Source organism: Chitinimonas koreensis (genome assembly GCF_014353015.1).
In the GTDB taxonomy this organism is placed as follows: Bacteria; Pseudomonadota; Gammaproteobacteria; order Burkholderiales; family Chitinimonadaceae; genus Chitinimonas; species Chitinimonas koreensis.
Window position 1 is genome coordinate 2,272,199 of sequence record NZ_CP060704.1, and the last position, 21,895, is coordinate 2,294,093.

18 protein-coding genes and 1 pseudogene are annotated in these 21,895 nt (G+C 68.0%); 12 read left to right on the forward strand and 7 right to left on the reverse strand.

Annotated features, from left to right (window positions below; all coding sequences use genetic code 11):
- Positions 1–272 precede the first annotated feature (272 nt).
- The 9 genes from H9L41_RS09880 to H9L41_RS09920 all read left to right on the forward strand — a co-directional run bounded on the left by H9L41_RS09880 (position 273) and on the right by H9L41_RS09920 (position 9,299).
- Positions 273–1,739, forward strand: coding sequence for a flagellin N-terminal helical domain-containing protein (locus H9L41_RS09880; RefSeq protein ID WP_308419635.1), 1,467 nt, complete (start codon positions 273–275; stop codon positions 1,737–1,739).
- Positions 1,740–1,816: 77 nt separating this feature from the next.
- On the forward strand, positions 1,817–2,212 hold the full coding sequence (locus H9L41_RS09885; protein ID WP_051319070.1) for a flagellar protein FlaG: 396 nt from the start codon (positions 1,817–1,819) through the stop codon (positions 2,210–2,212).
- A 34-nt stretch (positions 2,213–2,246) separates the two neighbouring features.
- Positions 2,247–4,235 (forward strand): flagellar filament capping protein FliD, encoded by a 1,989-nt coding sequence (gene fliD, locus H9L41_RS09890; RefSeq protein ID WP_028446522.1) that lies wholly within the window; start codon positions 2,247–2,249, stop codon positions 4,233–4,235.
- Positions 4,236–4,272: 37 nt separating this feature from the next.
- Positions 4,273–4,755 (forward strand): flagellar export chaperone FliS, encoded by a 483-nt coding sequence (fliS, locus tag H9L41_RS09895; protein ID WP_084300314.1) that lies wholly within the window; start codon positions 4,273–4,275, stop codon positions 4,753–4,755.
- On the forward strand, positions 4,742–5,083 hold the full coding sequence (gene fliT, locus H9L41_RS09900; RefSeq protein WP_028446521.1) for a flagellar protein FliT: 342 nt from the start codon (positions 4,742–4,744) through the stop codon (positions 5,081–5,083). The genes fliS and fliT overlap by 14 nt, the downstream gene beginning before the upstream one ends.
- A gap of 68 nt (positions 5,084–5,151) precedes the next feature.
- Positions 5,152–5,496: a DUF2802 domain-containing protein gene (locus tag H9L41_RS09905; protein ID WP_187523782.1), complete on the forward strand. Its 345-nt coding sequence runs from the start codon at positions 5,152–5,154 to the stop codon at positions 5,494–5,496.
- A gap of 10 nt (positions 5,497–5,506) precedes the next feature.
- Positions 5,507–6,703 (forward strand): flagellar hook-length control protein FliK, encoded by a 1,197-nt coding sequence (gene fliK / locus H9L41_RS09910; protein ID WP_028446519.1) that lies wholly within the window; start codon positions 5,507–5,509, stop codon positions 6,701–6,703.
- Positions 6,703–7,038, forward strand: a complete 336-nt coding sequence (locus H9L41_RS09915) for an EscU/YscU/HrcU family type III secretion system export apparatus switch protein (protein WP_051319068.1) — start codon at positions 6,703–6,705, stop codon at positions 7,036–7,038. Before fliK ends, H9L41_RS09915 begins: the two co-directional genes overlap by 1 nt.
- A 776-nt stretch (positions 7,039–7,814) precedes the next feature.
- Positions 7,815–9,299: a flagellin N-terminal helical domain-containing protein gene (locus H9L41_RS09920; protein ID WP_028446518.1), complete on the forward strand. Its 1,485-nt coding sequence runs from the start codon at positions 7,815–7,817 to the stop codon at positions 9,297–9,299.
- A 414-nt stretch (positions 9,300–9,713) separates the two neighbouring features.
- Here the strand turns inward: H9L41_RS09920 and H9L41_RS09925 are convergent.
- Positions 9,714–10,558: pseudogene (locus H9L41_RS09925) on the reverse strand (23S rRNA (adenine(2030)-N(6))-methyltransferase RlmJ).
- A 156-nt stretch (positions 10,559–10,714) separates the two neighbouring features.
- On the opposite strand from H9L41_RS09925, the gene cysD reads away from it, so the two are divergent.
- The gene (gene cysD / locus H9L41_RS09930; protein ID WP_028446516.1) at positions 10,715–11,638 is read left to right on the forward strand and encodes a sulfate adenylyltransferase subunit CysD; all 924 of its coding nucleotides are present in this window, start codon (positions 10,715–10,717) and stop codon (positions 11,636–11,638) included.
- Between the two features lie 108 nt (positions 11,639–11,746).
- Complete coding sequence (gene cysN, locus H9L41_RS09935; RefSeq protein ID WP_028446515.1) at positions 11,747–13,201, forward strand: sulfate adenylyltransferase subunit CysN; 1,455 nt, start codon at positions 11,747–11,749, stop codon at positions 13,199–13,201.
- A 348-nt stretch (positions 13,202–13,549) separates the two neighbouring features.
- Here cysN and H9L41_RS09940 read toward each other — a convergent pair whose 3' ends face one another.
- On the reverse strand, positions 13,550–14,437 hold the full coding sequence (locus H9L41_RS09940; RefSeq protein ID WP_028446514.1) for a DMT family transporter: 888 nt from the start codon (positions 14,435–14,437) through the stop codon (positions 13,550–13,552).
- A gap of 233 nt (positions 14,438–14,670) precedes the next feature.
- Between H9L41_RS09940 and H9L41_RS09945 the strand changes: the two genes are divergently transcribed.
- Positions 14,671–15,471 carry an AraC family transcriptional regulator gene (locus H9L41_RS09945; protein WP_028446513.1) on the forward strand — a complete coding sequence of 267 codons (801 nt, stop codon included), beginning with the start codon at positions 14,671–14,673 and terminating at the stop codon, positions 15,469–15,471.
- A gap of 114 nt (positions 15,472–15,585) precedes the next feature.
- Here the strand turns inward: H9L41_RS09945 and H9L41_RS09950 are convergent, their stop codons facing one another.
- The 5 genes from H9L41_RS09950 to H9L41_RS09970 all read right to left on the reverse strand — a co-directional run bounded on the left by H9L41_RS09950 (position 15,586) and on the right by H9L41_RS09970 (position 21,723).
- Positions 15,586–16,410, reverse strand: coding sequence for a carbohydrate ABC transporter permease (locus tag H9L41_RS09950; protein WP_245589214.1), 825 nt, complete (start codon positions 16,408–16,410; stop codon positions 15,586–15,588).
- A 2-nt stretch (positions 16,411–16,412) separates the two neighbouring features.
- Positions 16,413–17,333: a carbohydrate ABC transporter permease gene (locus H9L41_RS09955; RefSeq protein ID WP_034607100.1), complete on the reverse strand. Its 921-nt coding sequence runs from the start codon at positions 17,331–17,333 to the stop codon at positions 16,413–16,415.
- A 203-nt stretch (positions 17,334–17,536) separates the two neighbouring features.
- Positions 17,537–18,802 (reverse strand): ABC transporter substrate-binding protein, encoded by a 1,266-nt coding sequence (locus H9L41_RS09960; protein WP_034607098.1) that lies wholly within the window; start codon positions 18,800–18,802, stop codon positions 17,537–17,539.
- A gap of 169 nt (positions 18,803–18,971) precedes the next feature.
- Positions 18,972–20,078 (reverse strand): ABC transporter ATP-binding protein, encoded by a 1,107-nt coding sequence (locus H9L41_RS09965; RefSeq protein ID WP_028446509.1) that lies wholly within the window; start codon positions 20,076–20,078, stop codon positions 18,972–18,974.
- The gene (locus H9L41_RS09970; RefSeq protein ID WP_028446508.1) at positions 20,071–21,723 is read right to left on the reverse strand and encodes an alpha-glucosidase family protein; all 1,653 of its coding nucleotides are present in this window, start codon (positions 21,721–21,723) and stop codon (positions 20,071–20,073) included. Before H9L41_RS09970 ends, H9L41_RS09965 begins: the two co-directional genes overlap by 8 nt.
- Positions 21,724–21,895: the final 172 nt, after the last annotated feature.

Sequence of the window (21,895 nt, forward strand, 5' to 3'; positions counted from 1 at the left end):
GGCTGATGCCGCGCCTGCGGATAGCTGGAAACCGGGCCATGGGCTGCGATGGCCATGCCGAACGAAAAAAATCGTTCAAATGGCTAAAGTTGCCGGCCGAGTTGCCGATGTCACGGTTGCGCCCAGGGTATTGGGCCGAGAAATACGGGAAAGTAAGTTAGCGTTCGCTAAAGTTTTCCCGAAACGGTTCGATATTAGGCTCAAGTTTCAGCGACTACCGTTGCATGGCGTAGATCTGAGACCCCAGCTAACTGACCAGTAGGAGTCAAATCATGCAAGTCATCAACACCAACGTTGCGTCGTTGAATTCCCAACGCAACTTGACGGCTTCATCGTCGAGCCTGAGCACCTCGCTGCAGCGCCTGTCTTCCGGCCTGCGCATCAATTCCGCCAAGGACGACGCCGCCGGCCTGGCGATCTCGGAGCGCTTCAGCGCCCAGATCCGCGGCATGGACCAGGCCCGCCGCAACGCCAACGACGGCGTGTCGCTGACCCAGACCGCCGAAGGCGCCCTGAGCAAGATGGGCGACATCCTGCAACGGATCCGCGAACTGGCGGTGCAGTCGTCCAACGCCACCAATTCCTCGTCCGACCGCCTGGCGATCAACGCCGAAGTCGGCCAGCTGACCGCCGAGCTCGACCGCTTCTCGACCACCACCGAGTTCAACGGCCTCAAGCTGCTCGACGGTTCGCAAGCGTCGTCGGTGTTCCAGGTCGGCGCCAACGCCAACCAGACCGTGACGGCGACCACCGCCAACTTCCGCACCTCGGCCTACGGCACCAACCAGGTCGGCTCGATCACCGCGACCTCGTCGGGCGCCGCGGTCACCGGCGGCGTAGCCGTGACGGCCTCGGGCAGCATCATCATCCGCGGCGGCGCCGCCAGCGGCTCGATCAGCGTCGGCACCACCGACTCGGCCAAGTCGATCGCCGACAAGATCAACGCCCAGACCCAGACCGGCGTGCGCGCCGCGGCCCGCACCGAGACCACGCTGACCTTCGGCGCCACCGGCAGCTACACGCTGAGCGCCTTCGGCAGCAACACCACCGGCCAGACGGTGACCTTCAACATCACCAACGCCACCACGTCGGCCGGCCTGGCCGACGCGGTGACGGCGTTCAACAACCAGTCGTCCAAGACCGGCGTGACCGCCAAGCTCAACAGCACCGGTACCGGCGTGGTGCTGACCTCGGACGCGGGCGACAACATCAAGCTCACGGTGGCCGCCAGCGGCAACGCGGGCGCGGTGTCGGGCGGGGGCGCGGCGCTGGCCACCGGTGCCTCGGGCACGCTGATGATCGCCGGCCAGATCATGCTGGACTCGGACAAGTCGTACACGATCGAAAGCTCGGGCGCGGCGCTGACCACCTCGATCTTCGGTACCGCGGTGGCGGCCGGCGACCAGCTGACCTCGAGCCTCAAGACGGTGTCGACGCTGGACGTGACCAGCTTCGACAACGCCACGCAAGCCCTGCGCATCGTCGACAGCGCGCTGGCGGTGGTGAACGGTCAGCGCGCCAACTTCGGCGCCCTGCAGAGCCGGTTCGAATCGACGATCTCCAACCTGGAAATCTCGTCCGAGAACATGAACGCGGCGCGGTCGCGGATCAAGGACGCGGACTTCGCCGCGGAAACGGCGAACCTGACCCGGGCACAGATCTTGCAACAGGCGGGTACGGCGATGTTGGCGCAGGCGAACGCGCTCCCGAACAATGTCTTGTCTCTGCTGCGTGGCTAAGACTAGGCTGATCGAGTGAGTCGTACGCCCCGGCAGCCTGCAGCAGGTTGCCGGGGCATTCGTCCAGGAGAGGGATCATGATGATTCAATCCATACAAACGGGTGCCACCACCGCCCTGCCGGCGCAGCAAACCACCGATTCGTCGGCGGGCCGCGCCCAGCAGGCCGCCAAGGAAACCTCGAAGACCGATGCCCAGGCAGTCAAGGTATCGGCCGACGCGGTCCAGGCGGCCAAAGCCAACGACAACCCCGACTCGCTGCGCGAGACGGTCAAGCAGATGAACAAGTTCCTGGAATCCATGAACAACCGTTCGCTGCAGTTCAGCATCGACGAGGACACCAACATCAAGCTGGTGAAGCTCGTGGATGTGCAATCGAAGGAAGTGATCCGGCAATTCCCGTCGGAAGAACTGCTGACGATCGCCCGCGCGATCGACAAGTTCCAGGGACTGCTGATCAAGGATACGGCCTGACCGGCAAGAATTGCCGGCCAGCAAGGAGAGCGTCATGGCAATTACTTCCTCAGGTCTAGGTTCCGGGCTCGACATCAACGGGATCATCAGCCAGCTGATGCTCAACGAGCAGCAGCCGCTGACCAAGCTGGCGACCCAGGAAGCGAGCTACCAGTCGACGCTCTCCAGCCTCGGTTCGGTCCGCGGCGCGCTGTCGGCATTCCAGGGCGCGGTGTCGGGCCTGACCGACGTATCCAAGTTCAACAGCGTCGGCGCCTCGGCGAGCGACGCTTCGGTCGCTTCCGCCTCCGCCAGCAGCATCGCCGTGCCGGGCAGCTACAGCCTCAAGGTCAACGCGCTGGCGCAGAACCAGAAGCTCAAGAGCGGCCTGTTCAACAGCGTCAACGACACCTTCGGCACCGGCAAGATCACCATCCAGTTCGGCAAGTACGACAGCGGCAGTTTCACCGCCAATGCCGACAAGGCCGCCGTCACCATCGACATCGACTCGAGCAAGAACTCGCTGGCCGGCGTGCGCGACGCGATCAACGCCGCCAAGGCCGGCGTCACCGCTTCGATCGTCAACGACGGCAGCGGCAACCGGCTGGTGCTGTCGTCCAACGACAGCGGCGTGCAGAACGCGCTCAAGGTCTCGGTCGACGACGACGACGCGAACGACACCGACACCGCCGGCCTGTCGCGGCTCGCCTACGACGCCTCGACCGGCGGCACGCAGAACCTGACGCAGACCCAGGCCGCGCTCAATGCCGACTTCCTGGTCGACGGCATCCCGATCAGCAAGTCGTCCAATACCGTCACCGACGCCATCCAGGGCGTCACGCTCAAGCTGCAGAAGGCGCAGGACAGCGGTGCGGCCCCGATCACCGTGTCGGTCAGCCGCGACAGCGGCACCCTGGTCTCGGCGGTCGACAGCTTCGTCAAGGGCTACAACGACCTCGCGAAGGTGCTCGGCGACATGACCGCCTACAACGCCGAGACCAAGGCCGCCGGCCCGCTGCAGGGCGATGCCACGGTACGCGGTCTGCAGAGCCAGCTGCGGGCGGTGCTCAACGGCAAGCTGCCCAACAACACCTTCTCGACCCTGTCGCAGCTCGGCATCGCCTTCAACAAGGAGGGCGCGCTGCAACTGGACAAGACCAAGCTGCAGAAGGCCATCGACACCGATTCGGCCAGCGTGCTGGCGGCCTTCGGCGCGTATGGCGTGACCACCAACAGCAAGGTGCAGTACGTCAGCGCCGGCAAGAACGCGATCGACGGCAGCTATGCGGTCAGCGTCACTCAGCCTGCCACGCGCGGCCAGCTGACCGGCGCCGCCGTCTCGGTGCCGACCGTCACCGCCTCGAACAACACCTTCAATATCAAGGTCGACGGCACCGTCTCCGGCACCATCACGCTGGCGGCCGGCACCTATACCTCGGATCAGCTCGCCGCCGAGATGCAGTCCAAGATCAACGGCGACAACACCCTCAAGAACGCCGGCAAGGAAGTGTCGGTGACCTACGAGGGCGGCCAGTTCGTGATCAGCTCGAAGCGCTACGGCGACGAATCGAAGGTCGACATGGGAACCGGCGCGGCCGGCTTCTTCACCGATTTCGGCTTCACCGCCTCGCAGGCCGGCGTGGCCGGTCTCGACGTCGCGGGCACGGTCGGTGGCCAGGCCGCCACCGGCGATGGCCAGTATCTGACCGCCAAGGGCGGCGCCGACGGCATCAAGCTGCTGGTCAGCACCGATACGGCGGGCGAGTACGGCAACCTGAACTTCAGCAAGGGCTTTGCTTTCCAACTCAACAAGACCCTGGACGACATGCTGTCGACCAAGGGTTCGCTGGCCGCGCGCACCGACGGGGTGAACCGCAGCATCAAGGACATCGACAAGCAGCGTGATACCCTCAACACCCGGTTGACCGCGACCGAAGCGCGTTACCGCGCCGAATTCACCGCGCTCGACACGCTGATCAGCGGCATGAAGCAGACCAGCACCTACCTGTCGCAGCAACTGGCCAATCTGCCCAAGGTCAGCTGAGGCACCGGGATCCGTCGAGGGATTGGAGTAGCAAGACATGGCGAACGCCAATATCCGCAAGGCACTGAACAGCTACGACCAGGGCGGGGTCGAGCAGCTGGTCGACACGGCGAGCCCGCACAAGCTGATCTGCATGCTGTACGAAGGCGCGCTGAAGGCGGTGATGATGGCGCGCTTCCACATGCAGAACAACGAAGTGGCGGCCAAGGGCGCAGCCATCTCCAAAGCCATCTCGATCATCGAGGAAGGGCTGCGCGTCAGCCTGGACAAGGGCGGCGCCGGCGGCGAGCTGGCGGGCAACCTCGATGCGCTCTATGAATACATGAGCTCGCGCCTGTTGCTGGCCAATCTACGCAACGACATGGTCGCGCTCGACGAAGTGCAGGGCCTGATGTCGCAGCTGCGCGACGCCTGGGTCGCCATCGACCAGCCGCAGGCGGCCGCGGCGACCGGCACCGGCACCGGCACCGGCGCCGCGCCCGAACAACGCAACTCGCCGCTCAGCTATGGCCGCGTTTGAGTCCATCCTGACCGCCTACCGGGCGCTGCACGACCTGACCGTGCAACTGCGCGACGCCACCCGCAGCGAACGGTGGAACGATGCCCAGGCGTTGATGGAAGAGCAGAGCCGCATCGTCTCCGCGCTGTCCGGACTCGATTCTCCGCTGGACAGCCTGTCGCCCCAGCAGCGGCGCGAAGTAGAATCGTTGCTGCAGGAGACCGACCAGGCCAACCGCGAGGCGCTGAGCCGCGCGGAGGCCTGGAGGAACGAAGTGGGCGGCATCGTGGGCGAAATCGGGGCCGCCCAGGTCAACAGCAACCGCCTGGCACGCGCCTATCGCGGCTGATCGCCCCGCTCACACTGCCAGAGGGACCGGCGATGAATGGCATCCTGATAACGTGGCAGCAGCTCTTCGTGGCGGGCCTGACGGTCGTGGTGCTGCCGCTCCTGTTCTGTTTCCTGGCCTTGCGCCGCATGCGCCCGCCGGCTCCGGCGGTGGCCGCCACCCTCGGCATCGAACTCGACTCCCTGCGCGACGAAGTCAGCGTGCTGCGCCGCGAGCTGGCTGCACTGCGCGCCCGGCTCGACGACGAGCACCCGGCCGAAGTGCCGGCGGCGCCGGTCGAGTCGGCCTACAGCCAGGCGCTCAAGCTGGCCCAGCAGGGGCTCGATTCGAGCGCCGTGGCGGCCAACTGCGGCATCTCGCGCGGCGAGGCCGAGCTGATCGTGGCGCTGTACCGGGCGTCGCAACGACCGTGAGCGGCGCGCCATGATCCCCGCCAACGCCCTGGTCGCGCAGCTGCAGGCCTATGTCCGCGGCGGCAACGAAGCGCCGCTGATCCAGATCGTCGATGCGCTGCAGGACATCCGGCAGCTGTTCACCGTCGGCGAGCAGGTGCGGGCCCAGGTCACCAGCCAGCTGCCCGGCGGCCGCTACGCGGTGATGGTGAAGGATCAACTGCTCGACCTGAACCTGCCGCGCAATACCCAGCCCGGCGAAGAATTCGACATGCAGGTGGTGGCCAACTCGCCGCGCCTGGCCTTCCTGCTGCAACGCCAGCCGGCTGCCGGGCCGCAGCAGCAGCCGGCGCCGACCGGCGGCGGCGCCTCGACCGAGGTCGAACTCAGCGACACCGCGCGTTTCATCGGCAGCGTGCTGACCGGCGCCGGCGAGGCCGACGGCGATCCCGCCGCGGCCCAATCCGGCCCGCTGGTGCGCGCCCAGCCCTTGTTCGGCGCCGCGCTGCCCGAGCCGGCCCGCATGGCCGACACGCTGCGCCAGGCGCTCAGCGAGAGCGGCACCTTCTATGAATCCCACCTGGCCGAATGGGCCGGCGGCGAACGGCCGCTCGAGCAGCTGCTGCGCGAACCGCCGGCGCGCTGGAGCAATCCGGCCGCGGCCGATGCGCGGCCCGATGCGCGCCAGACCGAGCAACGGCCGGGCGAGGCGCGCACGAGCGATGCGCGCGGCGCCGATGCGGCCCGCCAGGCGCAGCAGCCCTGGCCGGCACGCGAAGCCGAGCGGGCGGCCGCATCCGATCAGTTGTCGTTCACCGGCGCGACGCGCGGCAGCGAAGTCGATGCCCTGCCGCCCGGCGCGCGCCAGCTGGTGCAGCAGCAGTTGCAGGCGCTCGATCAGCGCCAGGTGGTCTGGCTGGGCCAGGCCTGGCCGGGCCAGCCGATGCGCTGGGAGGTCGAGGAGGACCGCAGTGGCCAGTCCGGCGAGCTCGAAGCTGCGCCGACCGTGTGGCGGACCCGGCTGACCATGGACCTGCCCAAGCTCGGCCACGTCGAGGCGGTGATCGGCCTGTTCGAGCGCACCCGCATCGAGATGGGTTTCCGCGTGGCCGATCCGGCGGTGGCCGAGCGCATTCGCGCCGAACAGGGCCGGCTGCAGTCCAGCCTCGACGCGGCCGGCCTCGAGCTGGTCGCCAACCAGGTCACGCTGGCCGGGGACGAGCGCTGATGGCGCTGCATCCGCGTCGCCCGATGGCGCAGGAAGCCGTCGCGCTGGCCTACCGCGAGGGCAGCAGCGCGCCGCGCGTGGTGGCCAAGGGGCGCGGCCTGATCGCCGAGCACATCATCGAGCGCGCGCGCGAAGCCGGCGTGTTCGTCCACGAATCGCCCGAACTGGTCGCGCTGCTGATGCAGGTCGACCTCGACCAGCACATCCCGCCCGAGCTCTACCGCGCGGTGGCCGAGCTGCTGGCCTTCATCCATTTCCTCGAGCAGGGCATGACGGCCGACGCGCCGCGTTTCGATCTCTCCAGCCTGGCCGCCGGCGCTTCCGGCGCGGCCTAGCCTTCCGGCCACCTCCGGCCACTTTTCCTGTTCATCCGAATGATCCGCCGGTCCGGGCAGGCCGGCCTGCGCCCGTTCCCGGCACGATCGCTGCGTCGGTCCGACCGGTGCGGGTTTGCCGGGCGGCGGCGGAGGGCATCGGCGGCGGCGGAGGGCATCGGCGGCGGCGGAGGGCATCGGCGGCGGCGGAGGGCATCGGCGGCGAGCGGAGAACTGCATGGATTGCCGCCCGCCTGCCGCCCGGGCGGCAAAGCCGGCAAGCGTTTGCCGGGCTGCTTGCCGATCGTCGGAGCGTTTTGCCGGCTTGCCGCCCCGGACAGACGAAATTGCCGCCCGGCCGGCAAAACCGGCGCCCTTATCGGCCGTTCCGGCGGTTTCTTGAGTGCGGAAGTGCCTGTTCGGCCGGACAAAGTACCAAAACAGACCTGGCACACCCCTTGCTCTAGGTACCTCGTCCGAACCGTCAGGAGCGAGGTCAGAAATGACCACCCTTCGACCGAATCAAATACAGGAGCTTCGCCATGCCTGCCGTAATCGCGGCGGCGCGGGGTACGGGCAGGACGCGAAAGCGAGGTGGGGTATGGATGCGTAATCCACATCCCCCGCCAGGACCGACATCGTTCAGTCCGGCGCGTTCCATGTAGTCGGTTTGTTGCCCGGGGCATGGGTAGCAACCGTAGGGAAACGGCAAGCAGCCAACAAAAGCGTCGTTTCCAATCGGTGATCGACATTGTCCGCGTCCCGCTACCCAGGGCACACGGCGAAGGAGAGCAGTCATGCAAGTAATCAACACCAATATTCCGTCGCTCAATGCGCAACGGAACCTGGATACCTCCCTGGGCAGCCTCAACACTTCGTTGCAGCGCCTGTCTTCGGGTCTGCGTATCAACTCGGCCAAGGACGACGCCGCCGGCCTCGCGATCTCGGAGCGTTTCACCGCCCAGATTCGCGGCAGCGAGCAGGCCCGCCGCAACGCCAACGACGGGGTTTCGATGACCCAGGTCGGCGAAGGCGCCCTGACCAAGATGGGCGACATCCTGCAGCGGATTCGCGAACTCTCGGTGCAGTCGGCCAACGCCAGCAACTCGGCTTCCGACCGCCTGGCGCTGAACGCCGAAGTGACCCAGCTCACCGCCGAGCTCGACCGCTTCGCCCAGCAGACCGAATTCAACGGCCTCAAGCTGCTCGACGGTACCTTCACCTCGTCGGTGTTCCAGATCGGTGCCAACGCCAACCAGACGGTGACGGCGACCACGGCGAACTTCCGTACCACCGCCTACGGCACCCAGCAGGTCGGCTCGATCACGCCGGTCTCCTCGGGCGTCTACAGCACGACTACCACCGGGCCGGTGACCGGCGCGGCGGTGACCGCCTCGGGCACGGTGCTGATCCGCGGCGGCGCGGCCAGCGGCAAGATCAGCGTGCTGCCGACCGATTCGGCCAAGGACATCGCCGACAAGATCAACGGCCAGTCGCAGACCGGCATCCGGGCCCAGTCGCGCACCGAGACGACGCTGACCTTCGGCGCGACCGGCAGCTACACGATCCGGGCCTACGGCAACAATGCGACCGGCCAGACGGTGACCTTCAACATCACCGACACCAGCACCTCGCAGGGCCTGACCGACGTGGTCACCCAGTTCAACAACCAGACGTCCAAGACCGGCGTCACGGCCAAGCTCAATACCACGGGCACCGGCGTGATCCTGGTGTCCGACACCGGCGACAACATTTCGCTGTCGGCGACGTCCGGCTCGATCGCCGGGGCGATCTCGGGCGGCGGCGTGGCGCTGGCGACCGGGGCCTCGGGCGCGATGACCATCGCCGGCCAGGTGATCCTGGATTCGGACAAGTCCTACACCATCACCACCTCGGGTGCGGCGCTGTCCACCTCGATCTTCGGCCAGCCGCTGGCGGCGGGCGGGCAGGTGGTGTCGCAACTGCAATCGGTCGCCTCGCTCGACATCACCAACTTCGACAACGCGACGCAGGCGATCCGCATCGTCGACAGCGCGCTGGCGGTGGTGAACGGGCAACGCGCCAACTTCGGTGCCCTGCAGAGCCGGTTCGAGGCCACGATCGGCAACCTGCAGATCACCTCCGAGAACTTGTCGGCCTCGCGTTCGCGGATCCGCGACGCGGACTTCGCGGCGGAAACCGCGAACCTGACACGGGCTCAGATCCTTCAACAAGCGGGTACCGCGATGCTGGCCCAAGCCAACGCGATTCCCAATCAGGTCCTGTCACTGCTGCGAGGTTAAGCCCCCGGATACTGAGCAGCAGATCTTCGAGCCAGCGGCTAACCCCGCTGGCTTTTTTTGCTTGGTGGAGGCGGGAGTGAGGATGAAACAGAACGCGATGTAGGTCGGAATTCATTCCGACAGCGTCTTCGATCGAGGGCGTTGTCGGAATGAATTCCGACCGGTCTTGGGACGGCGGCGAGCGCTGCCGCCGGCCGCTTGGCTGCTGTCGCCAGGCCGCTCGCCAGGCAGGTCGGGCTTTATGCCCGGCAGCGCCGCCGGAAAGATCGTGTCGGGCGTAGAGCCCGACCTACGGCAAGCTGCGGTAGGAGCGGCTTCAGCGCCGCGAATGGTGGGGCAGGGCGCTTCCGCCATTCGCGGCCGAAGCCGCTCCTACGGATGGAATGGCGGACATGGCGACGAAGGCGGCGCGCCTCAGGCCGCCTGCTGCTCGAGCACGAAGCTCGCGCCGGCGTCGAGCGCCAGCGCGTCGCGCAGCCAGGGCAGGGTGGTCGCCAGCTCGTCGTGCAGCAGCCAGGGCGGGTTGAGGATGAACAGGCCGCTGCCGTGCATGCCGAAGCCGTCGTCGCGCGGCCGGTGCACGGTCAGGCTGGCGTGCAGCCAGCTCTTGGCCGGCAATTGCTTGAGCTCGCGCGGCAGCTGACGCGATTCGGCCCGCTGCAGCAGCGGATACCACACCGCGTAGACGCCGGTGGCGAAGCGCTTGAGCGCGTCCTCCAGGCTGGCCACCACGCGCGCGTAATCGTCCTTCTGCTCGTAGGGCGGGTCGATCAGCGTCAGCGCGCGGCGCGGCGGCGGCGGCAGCAGCGCCTTGAGGCCGGCGAAGCCGTCGCCCTTGACCAGCTTGGCCTGGCGGCCGGCCCGGCCAGGTTGGCCTCCAGCAGCGGGAAATCGGTCGGGTGCAGCTCGAACAGCCGCAGCTTGTCGTCGGCGCGCAGGTGCTCGAGCGCGACCAGCGGCGAGCCGGGGTAGAGCCGCGGCTGGCCGTCGGGATTGAGCGCCTTCACCTGCGCGACATAGTCGGCGAGGCCGGCCGGCAAGTCTTGCCGCTGCCACAGCCGGCCGATGCCGCCGGCGTACTCGGCGTTCTTGGCGGCATAGCCCTGGTCGAGCTGGTAGCAGCCGGCGCCGGCGTGGGTATCGATGTACCAGTAGGGCTTGTCCTTCTGGTTCAGATGCGCGAGCAGGCGGGTGAGCAGGTAGTGCTTGAGCACGTCGGCGTGGTTGCCGGCATGGAAGGCGTGGCGGTAGCTGAGCATGGCGTCGGGTCGGGCGGATCAGGGCCGGATTGTAGCGCCGTGGCGGCGGCCTGCTATCCATATGCCTATCGGTTTATTCAGCGCGCGTTCGCCTTCTGGTAAAACACCGGCTTCGCTGGCCCTTCGTCGGCCGCCACTTCCCGAAGCCGCAACCGTATGTCTCTTCCCGAACACCGTCTGACCCACCTCAAGCAGCTCGAGGCCGAGTCCATCCACATCATCCGCGAGGTCGCCGCCGAGTTCGACAAGCCGGTGATGCTCTATTCGATCGGCAAGGATTCGGCCGTGATGCTGCACCTGGCGAAGAAGGCCTTCGCGCCGGGCAAGCCGCCGTTCCCGCTGATGCACGTCGACACCACCTGGAAATTCCAGGAGATGTACAAGCTGCGCGACAAGCAGAAGGCCGAGGGCTGGAACCTGCTGACCCACGTCAACGAGGACGGCGTGAAGGCCGGCATTAATCCCTTCACCGCCGGCAGTGCCAAGCACACCGACGTGATGAAGACCGAGGGCCTCAAGCAGGCGCTCAACAAGCACGGCTTCGACGCGGCCTTCGGCGGCGCGCGGCGCGACGAGGAGAAGAGCCGCGCCAAGGAGCGCGTCTATTCGTTCCGCGACCGCAACCACCGCTGGGATCCGAAGAACCAGCGGCCCGAGCTGTGGAACATCTACAACTCGCGCGTCGACAAGGGCGAGAGCATCCGCGTGTTCCCGCTGTCGAACTGGACCGAGCTTGACATCTGGCAATACATCTACCTCGAGAACATCGAGATCGTGCCGCTGTACTTCGCGGCCGAGCGGCCGGTGGTGAACCTGAACGGCACGCTGGTGATGATCGACGACGACCGCATTCTCGAGTACCTGACGCCGGAGCAGAAGGCGAGCATCGCGACCCGCTCGGTGCGCTTCCGCACGCTGGGCTGCTACCCGCTGACCGGCGCGGTCGAATCGACCGCCGCCACGCTGCCCGAGATCATCCAGGAAATGCTGCTGACCACCACCAGCGAACGCCAGGGCCGCGTGATCGACCACGATTCGAGCGGGTCGATGGAGAAGAAGAAGATGGAAGGCTACTTCTGATGTGAGGTGCGAGGCGTGAGGGGTGAGGTGTAGAACCCCGTCGCGCTTTCCGCCTCTCGCCGCCCCGGGTTTAACCCCTCACGCCTCACACCTGACTCCTCACACATCATGTCCCACCAGTCCGACCTGATCGCCAGCGACATCCTGGCCTACCTCAAGCAGCACGAGAACAAGGATCTGCTGCGCTTCATCACCTGCGGCAACGTCGACGACGGCAAGTCCACGCTGATCGGCCGGCTGCTGCACGATTCCAAGCTGATCTTCGAGGACCAGCTGGCGGCGATCCAGCGCGATTCGCAGAAGTACAACACCACCGACGACGAGATCGACCTCGCGCTGCTGGTCGACGGCCTGCAGGCCGAACGCGAGCAGGGCATCACCATCGACGTCGCCTACCGCTACTTCAGCACCGACCGGCGCAAGTTCATCATCGCCGACTGCCCGGGCCACGAGCAGTACACCCGCAACATGGCGACCGGCGCCTCGACCAGCAACCTGGCGGTGATCCTGATCGACGCGCGCCGCGGCGTGCAGACCCAGACCCGGCGCCACAGCTTCATCGTCAGCCTGCTCGGCATCCGCCACGTGATCGTGGCGGTCAACAAGATGGACCTGGTCGATTTCGATCCGGCGGTGTTCGAGCGCATCCGCGCCGATTACCTGGCCTTCGCCGAGCAACTCGGCATCCCCGACATCCGCTTCGTGCCGATCTCGGCCCTGCGCGGCGACAACGTGGTCACGGCCAGCGAGCGCGCGCCGTGGTACGACGGCCCGACGCTGATGAAGCTGCTGGAAACGGTCGAGATCGATCACGACGTGCATCTGGACGCCTTCCGCCTGCCGGTGCAGTACGTCAACCGGCCCAACCTCGATTTCCGCGGCTTCTGCGGCACGGTGGCGGCCGGCGAGATCAAGCCCGGCGACGCCGTGGTGGCGCTGCCCTCGGGCAAGCAGAGCCGCGTGCGCGCCGTGGTCAGCTACGAGGGCGAGCAGCCGGCGGCCTTCGCCGGCCAGGCGATCACGCTGACGCTGGCCGACGAGATCGACATCTCGCGCGGCGACATGATCGTGAAGGTCGGCGAGACACGGCCCAACGTCTCGACCAGCTTCGATGCCCACATCGTCTGGATGAACGAGCAGCCGCTCGAGGCCGGCCGAGAATACGCGTTCAAGCTCGGCGGCAAGCAGGTCTACGGCCGCGTCGCGCGCATCCTCGAACGCATCGACGTCAATTCGCTGGCCGCCTCGGAGGCGGACCGGCTCGGCCTCAACGAGATCGGCCTGTGCCGCGTGGCGCTGACCGCGCCGGTGGCCTTCGACGCCTACCGCGAGTGCCGCGGCACCGGCAGCTTCATCGTGATCGATCGGCTCAGCAACGCCACCGCCGGCGCCGGCATGATCGCGGCGGCCGCAGTGGCGGACGAGGCGGCGCCGGCCGAGCTCGACGAACTGGCGCGGCTGCGGGCCTTCGAAGTCGAGCTGAATGCGCTGGTGCGCAAGTATTTCCCGCATTGGGAAGCGAAGGACATCGGCGCAGCGCTGCGCGCCTCGGGTGAAGAGTGAGGGCCGTCGCGCGGCCGTGAAGCGTGATAGCGCTGGCGCGCCTGGTGAGAGCACTACGAAGCGGGTGCCGCGCGTTTCCGGCACGCGGCACGGCCGGCGGCCGGCCTGACCGTAGCCGCAGACCGGGTAGAACGGCTCGGTCAGCCGCCGTACCGCGTTGCTGAAGCGGGCCGGCAGCACCGCCTGCAGGGAGCGCTGGTCCTGGATGACGGAGCACAGCGTGGGCCGGCGCGGTGCTGCGCGAGCTGAGACTGTCGGCCTGGCAGGTCGGGCTTTATGCCCGGCAGCGACCTCGGCCGGCAGCACTGCCGGGCATAAAGCCCGGCCTACACATGAACCGCGCGGCGTCTACGCCGCCGCTCGCCGCCCCAGCGGCGTCTTCCAGCGTTCGGTCAGCAGCACGCCGGCCAGGATCAGCAGGCCGCCGAGCAGGTGATGCGGCCCCAGCCGCTCGCCCAGGATCGGCGTGGCGGCGATCAGCGCGGTGAACAGCGGCGACAGGTTGAAGAACATGGTGGTGCGGCTCGGCCCGAGCCTGGCCACGCCGCGCATCCAGGCCAGCGGCGCCAGCATCGAGGCCAACAGGCCGGCGTAAAGCACCAGCGGCGCGTTGGCGGCGTTCAGGCCGGCCTTGGGCGAGAGCAGGTACAGCGGCGACAGCAGCACGATGGCGACCAGGATCTGCAGGTAGAGCAGGACCGGCGCCGCCAGCTTGAGCTGCCATTTCTTCAGCAGCACGCTGTAGACCGCGTAGGCGAAGGTCGCCACCAGCATCATCGCGTCGCCGCTGCCCACGCCATGGTGCAGCAGGCTGGCCGGCTCGCCGCCGGAGATCACGAACAGCACGCCGACGAAGGACACCGCCGCGCCGGCCAGCGCGCCGAGCGTGAGCCGCTGGCCCAGCACGGCGATCGACAGCGCCAGCGCCATCATCGGCATCAGCGACAGGATGATGCCCATATTGGTGGCCGAGGTGCGGTGGGCAGCGTAGTAGGCCAGGCTCTGGTAGACCGCCATGCCCAGCGCGCCGAGCACCGCGATGCGCGGCAGCAGCGGCCGGATGGCGGGCCACTCGGCGCGCACCCGGCCGAGCATGAAGGGCGTGAACAGCAGGCCGGCGACCAGCCAGCGGTAGAAGCCGATCTCGGCCGGATAGACCACGCCGGCGGCGAGCTTGTTGACGACGGTATTGCCGGCCCAGATCAGCACGGCCAGCAGCGGAAACAGGTATTGCATGGCGAAGCCCGATGTTGCGGAAGGGCGCCATTGTCCGCCTGGCGTGATCGATGGATATAATGAATTCCGGACAAGCGATGCAGGGAAGCGGACTGCGCCTCGCGGTCTTCCCGGATTGCGTTCGATCTTCGCCTGCCATGCCGACCGCGGAGGACGCCGAGGACGCGGAGTTACATCCCGGTTCACTCCATGTCTTCGGCGTCCTCCGCGGTGAATGCCTTCCCGGATATCCGATGCCCGATCTCAGATCCGAACCGCGCAAGCCGCTCAAGTGGCGCACCGTCACGGCCTTGCCCTACCCGGTGCACTTCCGCTACGCCGAATTCGGCGCCGGCACCGAATTCGCGCCGCACCGGCACGACTGGGGCCAGCTCAACTACGTGACCCACGGCGTGATGCAGCTCGAAGTCGGCGGCCGCCGCTTCCTGTCGCCGCCGCACTACGCGGTGTGGATCCCGCCCGGCTGCGAGCACAGCAGCTACAACCGCCACCCGGTGGTCTACCGCGCGGTCGACCTCGACGCCGGGCTGTGCGGCGCGCTGCCGGTCGAGCCGTGCACGCTGGCGATCAGTCCGCTGCTGCGCGCGATCCTGGTCGATTTCGCCGAGCGCGACGTGGCCACGCCGGCGACCGAGCCCGACCGCCGGCTGGCCCAGGTGCTGCTCGACCAGCTGGCCGGCGCGCGCTGCGAGACGCGCTACCTGCCGCAGGCCGAGTCGCCGGCGCTGGCGGCGGTGCTCGATGCCTTGCAAGCCGATCCCGGCGACAACCGCTCGCTGGCCGACTGGGCCGCCACCTTGCACACCACCGAGCGCACGCTGGCGCGGCTGTGCCAGCGCGAGCTCGGCATGGGCCTGGGCGAATGGCGCCAGCGGCTGCGCTTCCTGCGCGCGGTCGAGGCGCTCGGGCTGGGCCAATCGGTGCAGGCGATCGCCTTCGACCTCGGCTACGGCACCGCTTCGGCCTTCATCGCGATGTTCCAGCGGCTGGCGGGAATGACGCCGGAGCAGTACCGGCGGCGCTCCGTCCTATAGCGGGCGACCGGCGGGGCGACCGGCAGCGGGCGACCGGCAGCGGACGGCCGGCAGGAAACGACGAAGGCGGCCACCAGGCCGCCTTCGCATTTGCCGATGCCGTCGAGTGGCGGCCTAGCCCTTCACCGCCCCCGCCGTCAGCCCGGACACGATCCGCCGCTGGAACAGCAGGACCAGGCCCACCACCGGCACGGTGACGATCACCGAGGCCGCCATGATGTTGCCCCAGGGCAGCTCGTGCGCGCTGGCGCCGGTGATCAGGGCGATGGCGACCGGCACGGTGCGCTGCTCGTTGCTGAGCGTGAAGGTCAGCGCGAACAGGAACTCGTTCCAGGCGGCGATGAAGGCCAACAGGCCGGTGGTGACCAGCGCCGGCCACATCAGCGGCATGAACACTCGGGTGATGATCACCCAGGGGCTGGCGCCGTCCATCACCGCGGCTTCCTCCAGCTCCTTGGGCAGGTCGCGGATGAAGGTGGTGAGCACCCAGACCGTGAACGGCAGCGTGAAGATCAGGTAGGACAGCGTCAGGCTCCACAGGCTGTTGTAGAGCCCGAGCGCGCGCACCAGCTCGAACATGCCGGCCAGCACCGCCACCTGCGGGAACATCGATACCGCCAGGATCGAGAACAGCATCAGCGCGCGGCCGCGGAAGGTGACGCGACCGAGCGCGTAGGCGGCCGTCACGCCCATCGCCAGCGCCAGCGCGACCACCGAGGCCGACACCAGCAGCGAGTTGCCGATATTGGTGGCGAACGGCTGGTCGCGGAACACGCCGACGTAGTTGTCCAGGCTCCAGTCGCTCGGCCAGTACTCGACCCGGAACAGCTGCGAGGCCGGCTTCAGCGAGGAAACCACAGCGTAGTAGAAGGGGAAGACGGCGTAGACCACGATCGCCGCCACCAGGAGCCAGAAACCGATCCGCTTGAGGGCCTGCATGGTCATTGCTCCCGGTCGAAGCGCACGCGCCCGACCACGATGTAGACGATGATGCACAGCGCCACCGTGACGAACAGCAGCGTGGAGGCGGCCGAGCCGTAGCCGACCGCCTGGAAGTCGACCAGTTGCTGGCGCGCGTAGACCGACATCGACATGGTCTGCGGGCTGTTCGAGGTCAGCACGTAGATCAGGTCGAACACCCGCAGCGCATCGAGCGCGCGGAAGATCACCGCGACCAGCAGGGCCGGCTTGATCAGCGGCAGGGTGACGCGGAAGAACACCTTGACCGGGTGGATGCCGTCGACGCGCGCCGCCTCGTAGCAGTCCGACGGCACCATCTGCAGCGCGGCCAGGATCATCAGCGCCATGAAGGGCGTGGTCTTCCAGACGTCGACCATGATCACCGCGCTCATGGCGAGGTCGGGATCGGCGGTCCAGGCGATCGGCGCCGAGATCAGCCCGAGGCCCAAGAGGATGTGGTTCAGGATGCCGAACTGGTCGTTCATGATCCAGCTCCACATCTTGGCCGACACGATGGTCGGGATGGCCCAGGGGATCAGCACCGCCGCGCGCACCAGGCCGCGGCCGGGGAAGGTCTGGTTGAGCACCAGCGCCACCACCATGCCCAGCACGGTCTCGAGCGAGACCGACACCACGGCGAACCACAGCGTGTTGCGTACCGCCTGCCACCAGTCGGGGTCGGCCAGCAGGCCGTACCACTGGCCGTCGTTGTAGCCGAGGTAGTTGTCGAAGCCGACCCAGGCGTACTGACCGAGGTCGGCGAGGCTGGCGTCGGTGAAACCGAACCAGATGGTGCGCGCCAGCGGCCAGCCGGCCACCAGCGCGAGCACCAGCAGCATCGGCGCCAGGAACAGCCAGGCGGCGCGCACGCGGCTGCGGTTGAGTTGCGATTGTCCCGTCATGGCAGGGGTCTCGTGAGGGTTCGCATCGAAGGGAAGGGGATTGCTGCTGCTGGCGGCTATCGTCCGGGCGGCCGGACCGAAGTCCGACCTACCTCCAGGCACTGGGTCGGAGCGGCTTTGGCCGCGAATGGGCATCGTGCCATACCCGCGATTCGCGGTTGAAGCCGCTCCTGCAGGCCGTGCCTACGATACGCGCATCCGGCTTACCACTTGCCGCCGCGGCCGAGCCGGTTCAGCTTGCCGTCGAGCGCCTTCAGGCTCGCCTCGGCCGGCTGCTGGCCCGACAGCGTGGCGTGCACGGCGTTCCAGAACTCGGTGCTGACCTGGTTGTACTTGGCGCCGGTCGGCGTGGCCGGGCGGGCCACCGCGCTGGCGAACACCGGGTAGAGCTCGCGCATGAAGGGATTGGCCTTGACCACGTCCGGATCGATGTAGAGCGCGCCGATGGTCGGGTTGAGCGAACCCTGGATGGCGCGGCGCTTCTGCTCCTCGCGGCCGGTCAGGTAGACCACCAGGTCGGCCGCCAGCGCGGCGTTCTTCGAGTATTTCGACACCGCCAGCTGCTGGCCGCCGAGCGTGGCGGCCGGCTTGCCGCCGGCGCCGCTGGGCAGCGGGGCCACGCCAACCTTGCCCTTGATCGGGCTGTCGGCGCCGTTGGCCAGCGACCAGGCGTAGGGCCAGTTGCGCATGAATACCGCGTTGCCCGACTGGAACACGCCGCGCGACTCTTCCTCGGTGTAGTTGAGCACGCCCTGCGGGGTGATCTTACCGACCCAGCCGGCCGCGGTCTTGAGCGCCGCCGCGGCGCCCGGATTGTTGATGGTGACCTTGCCGGCGCTGTCGACGATGCTGCCGCCGTTGTGGCTGGCCACCCATTCGAGCGCGTTGCAGGTCAGCCCCTCGTAGGCGCGGCCCTGCCAGACGTAGCCCCAGGCCTTGTCGTTGCCGGCGCGGCGTTCGCCGTCCTGGATCTTCTGCGCGGTGGCGGTCAGCTCGGCCCAGGTGGTCGGCACCTTGGCCTGGTACTTCTCGAGCAGATCCTTGCGGTAGTACAGCAGGCCGGCGTCGGTGAACCAGGGCAGGGCGACCAGCTTGCCCTCGACGGTGTCGTTCTTGATCATCGCGGCGAAGAAGTCGCCGCGGTTCTTGGCGTAGGGCGTCAGGTCGAGCAGGTGGCGGCCGATGATGCCGGGCCAGACCACGTCGATCTGCATCACGTCGATGTCGGCCGCGCCGGCCGACAGGAGCTGCTGGAACAGCGCCAGCTGCTCGGTGGCCGAGTTGGGCACCGAGACGAAGCTGACGGTATTGCCGGTCTTCTTGGCCCAGGCTTCGGCGCCCTGCTTGCACAGCTCGTGTTCCTGGCCGATCGCGCCGCAGGCGATGGCGACGTTGGCGGCCGAGGCGCTGCCGATGCCGGCCAGGCCGAGCGCGAGGCCGAGCAGGGTGGTCTTGAGCTTCGTCTTCATGTTGTCTCCTTTGCTGTTGTGAGTGTGCGCCGCGGCTGGCGGGCCGAAGCACGGAAATGCATGTCCATCGATGGCTTGCCGCAGGTCGGGCTTTACGCCCGACAGCACTGCGAATCGGCGTCGCCGTCGGGCGTAAAGCCCGACCTACGGCGGCGAATCGCCTTCGGCATTACGAATTCAGCGCCGCGCGCCGCGCGAACGCGGTGCCGCCGGCATCGAACAGGTGGCACTGCGCCGCCGGGATCGCCAGCGCCAGCACGTCGCCGGCGCGCACCGCGGTCTCGGGCTCCAGCCGCACCACCAAGAGGCCGTCGCGGGTGCCGGGCACGTCGACGTAGGCATAGACCTGGTCGCCCAGGTGCTCGATCACCTTGACCGTGCCGACCAGGCTGGCGCCCGAGGTCGCCGGCTCGAAATGCTCGGGCCGCACGCCGACGGTGACGGCGTCGCCCGGCGTGGCGCCGGCGGCGTCGACCGCCAGCCGCAGCGTGGCGCCGCCGGGCAGGTCGACCACCGCGAGGCCGGCTTCGATGCGGTCGAGCCGGCCGTCGATGAAATTCATCTTGGGCGAGCCGAGGAAGCCGGCCACGAACAGGTTGCGCGGCCGGTTGTAGAGCTCGAGCGGCGCGCCGACCTGCTCGACCTGGCCGCGGTTGAGCACCACGATCTTGTCGGCCAGCGTCATCGCCTCGACCTGGTCGTGGGTCACGTAGATCATGGTGGTGCCGAGCTGCTTGTGCAGGTTGGCCAGCTCGATCCGCATCTGCACCCGAAGCGCCGCGTCGAGGTTGGACAGGGGCTCGTCGAACAGGAACACCCGCGGCTTGCGCACGATGGCGCGGCCGATCGCCACGCGCTGGCGCTGGCCGCCCGACAGCTCGCGCGGCTTGCGCTGCAGCAGGTGGCCCAGCTGCAGCACCTCGGCGGCGCGGGTGACGCGGGCGCGCACCTCGTTGCCGTCCTCCTTGGCCAGCTTCAGGCCGAAGGCCATGTTGTCGTAGACCGACATGTGCGGGTAGAGCGCATAGCTCTGGAACACCATCGCCACTCCGCGCCGCGCCGGCGGCAGCGTATCGGCGCGGCTGCCGCCGATGTGCAGCTCGCCGGCCGAGATGTCCTCCAGCCCGGCGATCATGCGCAACAGGGTGGACTTGCCGCAGCCCGAGGGGCCGACGAAGACGGTGAATTCGCCGGCGCCGATGTTCAGGTCCACGCCGCGGATGATCTCGCTGTCGTTGAAGAACTTGCGCACGTCGCGCAGCACGACCTCAGCCATGGTGTTCCGCTCCTTCGAGAGTGATGAACGCCGCGCCGTAGCCGGGCAGCGCGAGGCGGCCGGCGTCGAGCCCGGCCTGGAAGCCATGGCCGCTCAGCAATGTCCCCGTGCTGCCGGCCGGCAGCGCCAGCTCGACCGGCGTAGCGGCCAGGTTGAAGGCGCACAGCAGGCGTTCGCCGCCGTATTCGCGCAGCCACAGCAGCGTCTCTCCGGGCGAATCGAGCAGCGCGATGCTGCCGCGCTGCAGCGCCGGCCGGCGGCTGCGCCAGGCCAGGAAGGCGCGGTAGGCGTGCAGCGGCGAGGCCGGGTCGGCGACCTGGCGGTCGACCGCGCGGGCCAGGTGCTCGGCCGGGATCGGCAGCCACGGCTCGGCGGCCGAGAAGCCGGCGTGCGGCGCGTCGGCCTGCCACGGCATCGGCGTGCGGCAGCCGTCGCGGCCCTTGAATTCGGGCCAGAAGGTGATGCCGTAGGGGTCGCGCAGCCGCTCGAACGGGATGTCGGCCTCGGTCAGCGCCAGCTCCTCGCCCTGGTAGATGCACACGCTGCCGCGCAGCGACAGCAGCATCGCCATCAGCACCTTGGCCAGCGCCGGGTCGGCCGCCGCGCCGCCCCAGCGCGTCATCACGCGGGCGATATCGTGGTTGCCGATCGACCAGCACGGCCAGCCGCTGCCGATGCGCGCCTCCATCTCGGCGATGGTGCGGCGCACGTGGGCCGCGCTGAATTCGGGCGTCAGCAGGTTGAAGGTATAGGCCATGTGCAGCCTGCCACCCGCGGTGTACTCGGCCATGGTGCCGAGCGGGTCGTCCGAGCCGATCTCGCCGACGCTGGTGCTGCCCGGGTAGCGGTCGAGCAGCGCGCGCAGCTCGCGCAGGAAGTCGAGGTTCTCGGGCCGGGTCTTGTCGTACAGGTGGTGCTGCCAGGCATAGGGGTTGTTCAGCGGCACGCCGTCGGCGCGGGCCTCGCCGCGCGGCGCGGCCGGGTTGTCGCGCAGCTCGGCATCGTGGAAATAGAAGTTCACCACGTCCAGCCGCAGCCCGTCGACGCCGCGCTGCAGCCAGAACTCGACCTCGTCGAGCATCTGCCGGCGCACCACCGGATTGTGGAAGTTCAGGTCGGGCTGGCTGGTCAGGAAATTGTGCAGGTAGTACTGGCCGCGCCGGCTGTCCCACTGCCAGGCGCTGCCGCCGAACAGCGACAGCCAGTTGTTGGGCGGGGTGCCGTCCGGTCTGGCGTCGGCCCAGACGTACCAGTCGGCGCGCGGATTGTCGCGGTCCTGGCGGCTTTGCTGGAACCACGGGTGCTGGTCGGACGAGTGGCTCATCACCAGGTCGATCATCACCTTCAGGCCCAGGCCGTGGGCATGGCTGACCAGCGCGTCGAAGTCGTCGAGCGTGCCGAACAGCGGATCGACCGCGCGGTAGTCCGACACGTCATAGCCGAAATCCTTCATCGGCGACTTGAAGAACGGCGACAGCCAGACCGCGTCGACGCCGAGCTTGGCGACGTGGTCGAGCCGGGCGGTGATGCCGGGCAGGTCGCCCACGCCGTCGCCGTCGCTGTCGGCGAAGCTGCGCGGATATATCTGGTAGATGACGCCACCGCGCCACCAGTCGGGCTGGCCGGATTGGACCTGGGCTTGCATCGTGCCTCCTGCGACTCGGGTAGGCGGGCCGGCCCTTCATGGAGGAAGCGACCCGCTGCATGGCCGAAGCGATCCGGCCGTTGTTTTGCTGTGTTCGTATCAATCCAAAGCGCTTTGGATAATTTCATAAAGCGTTCCCAGGAGCAACAACTAACGATGCTGCGGCGCAGCA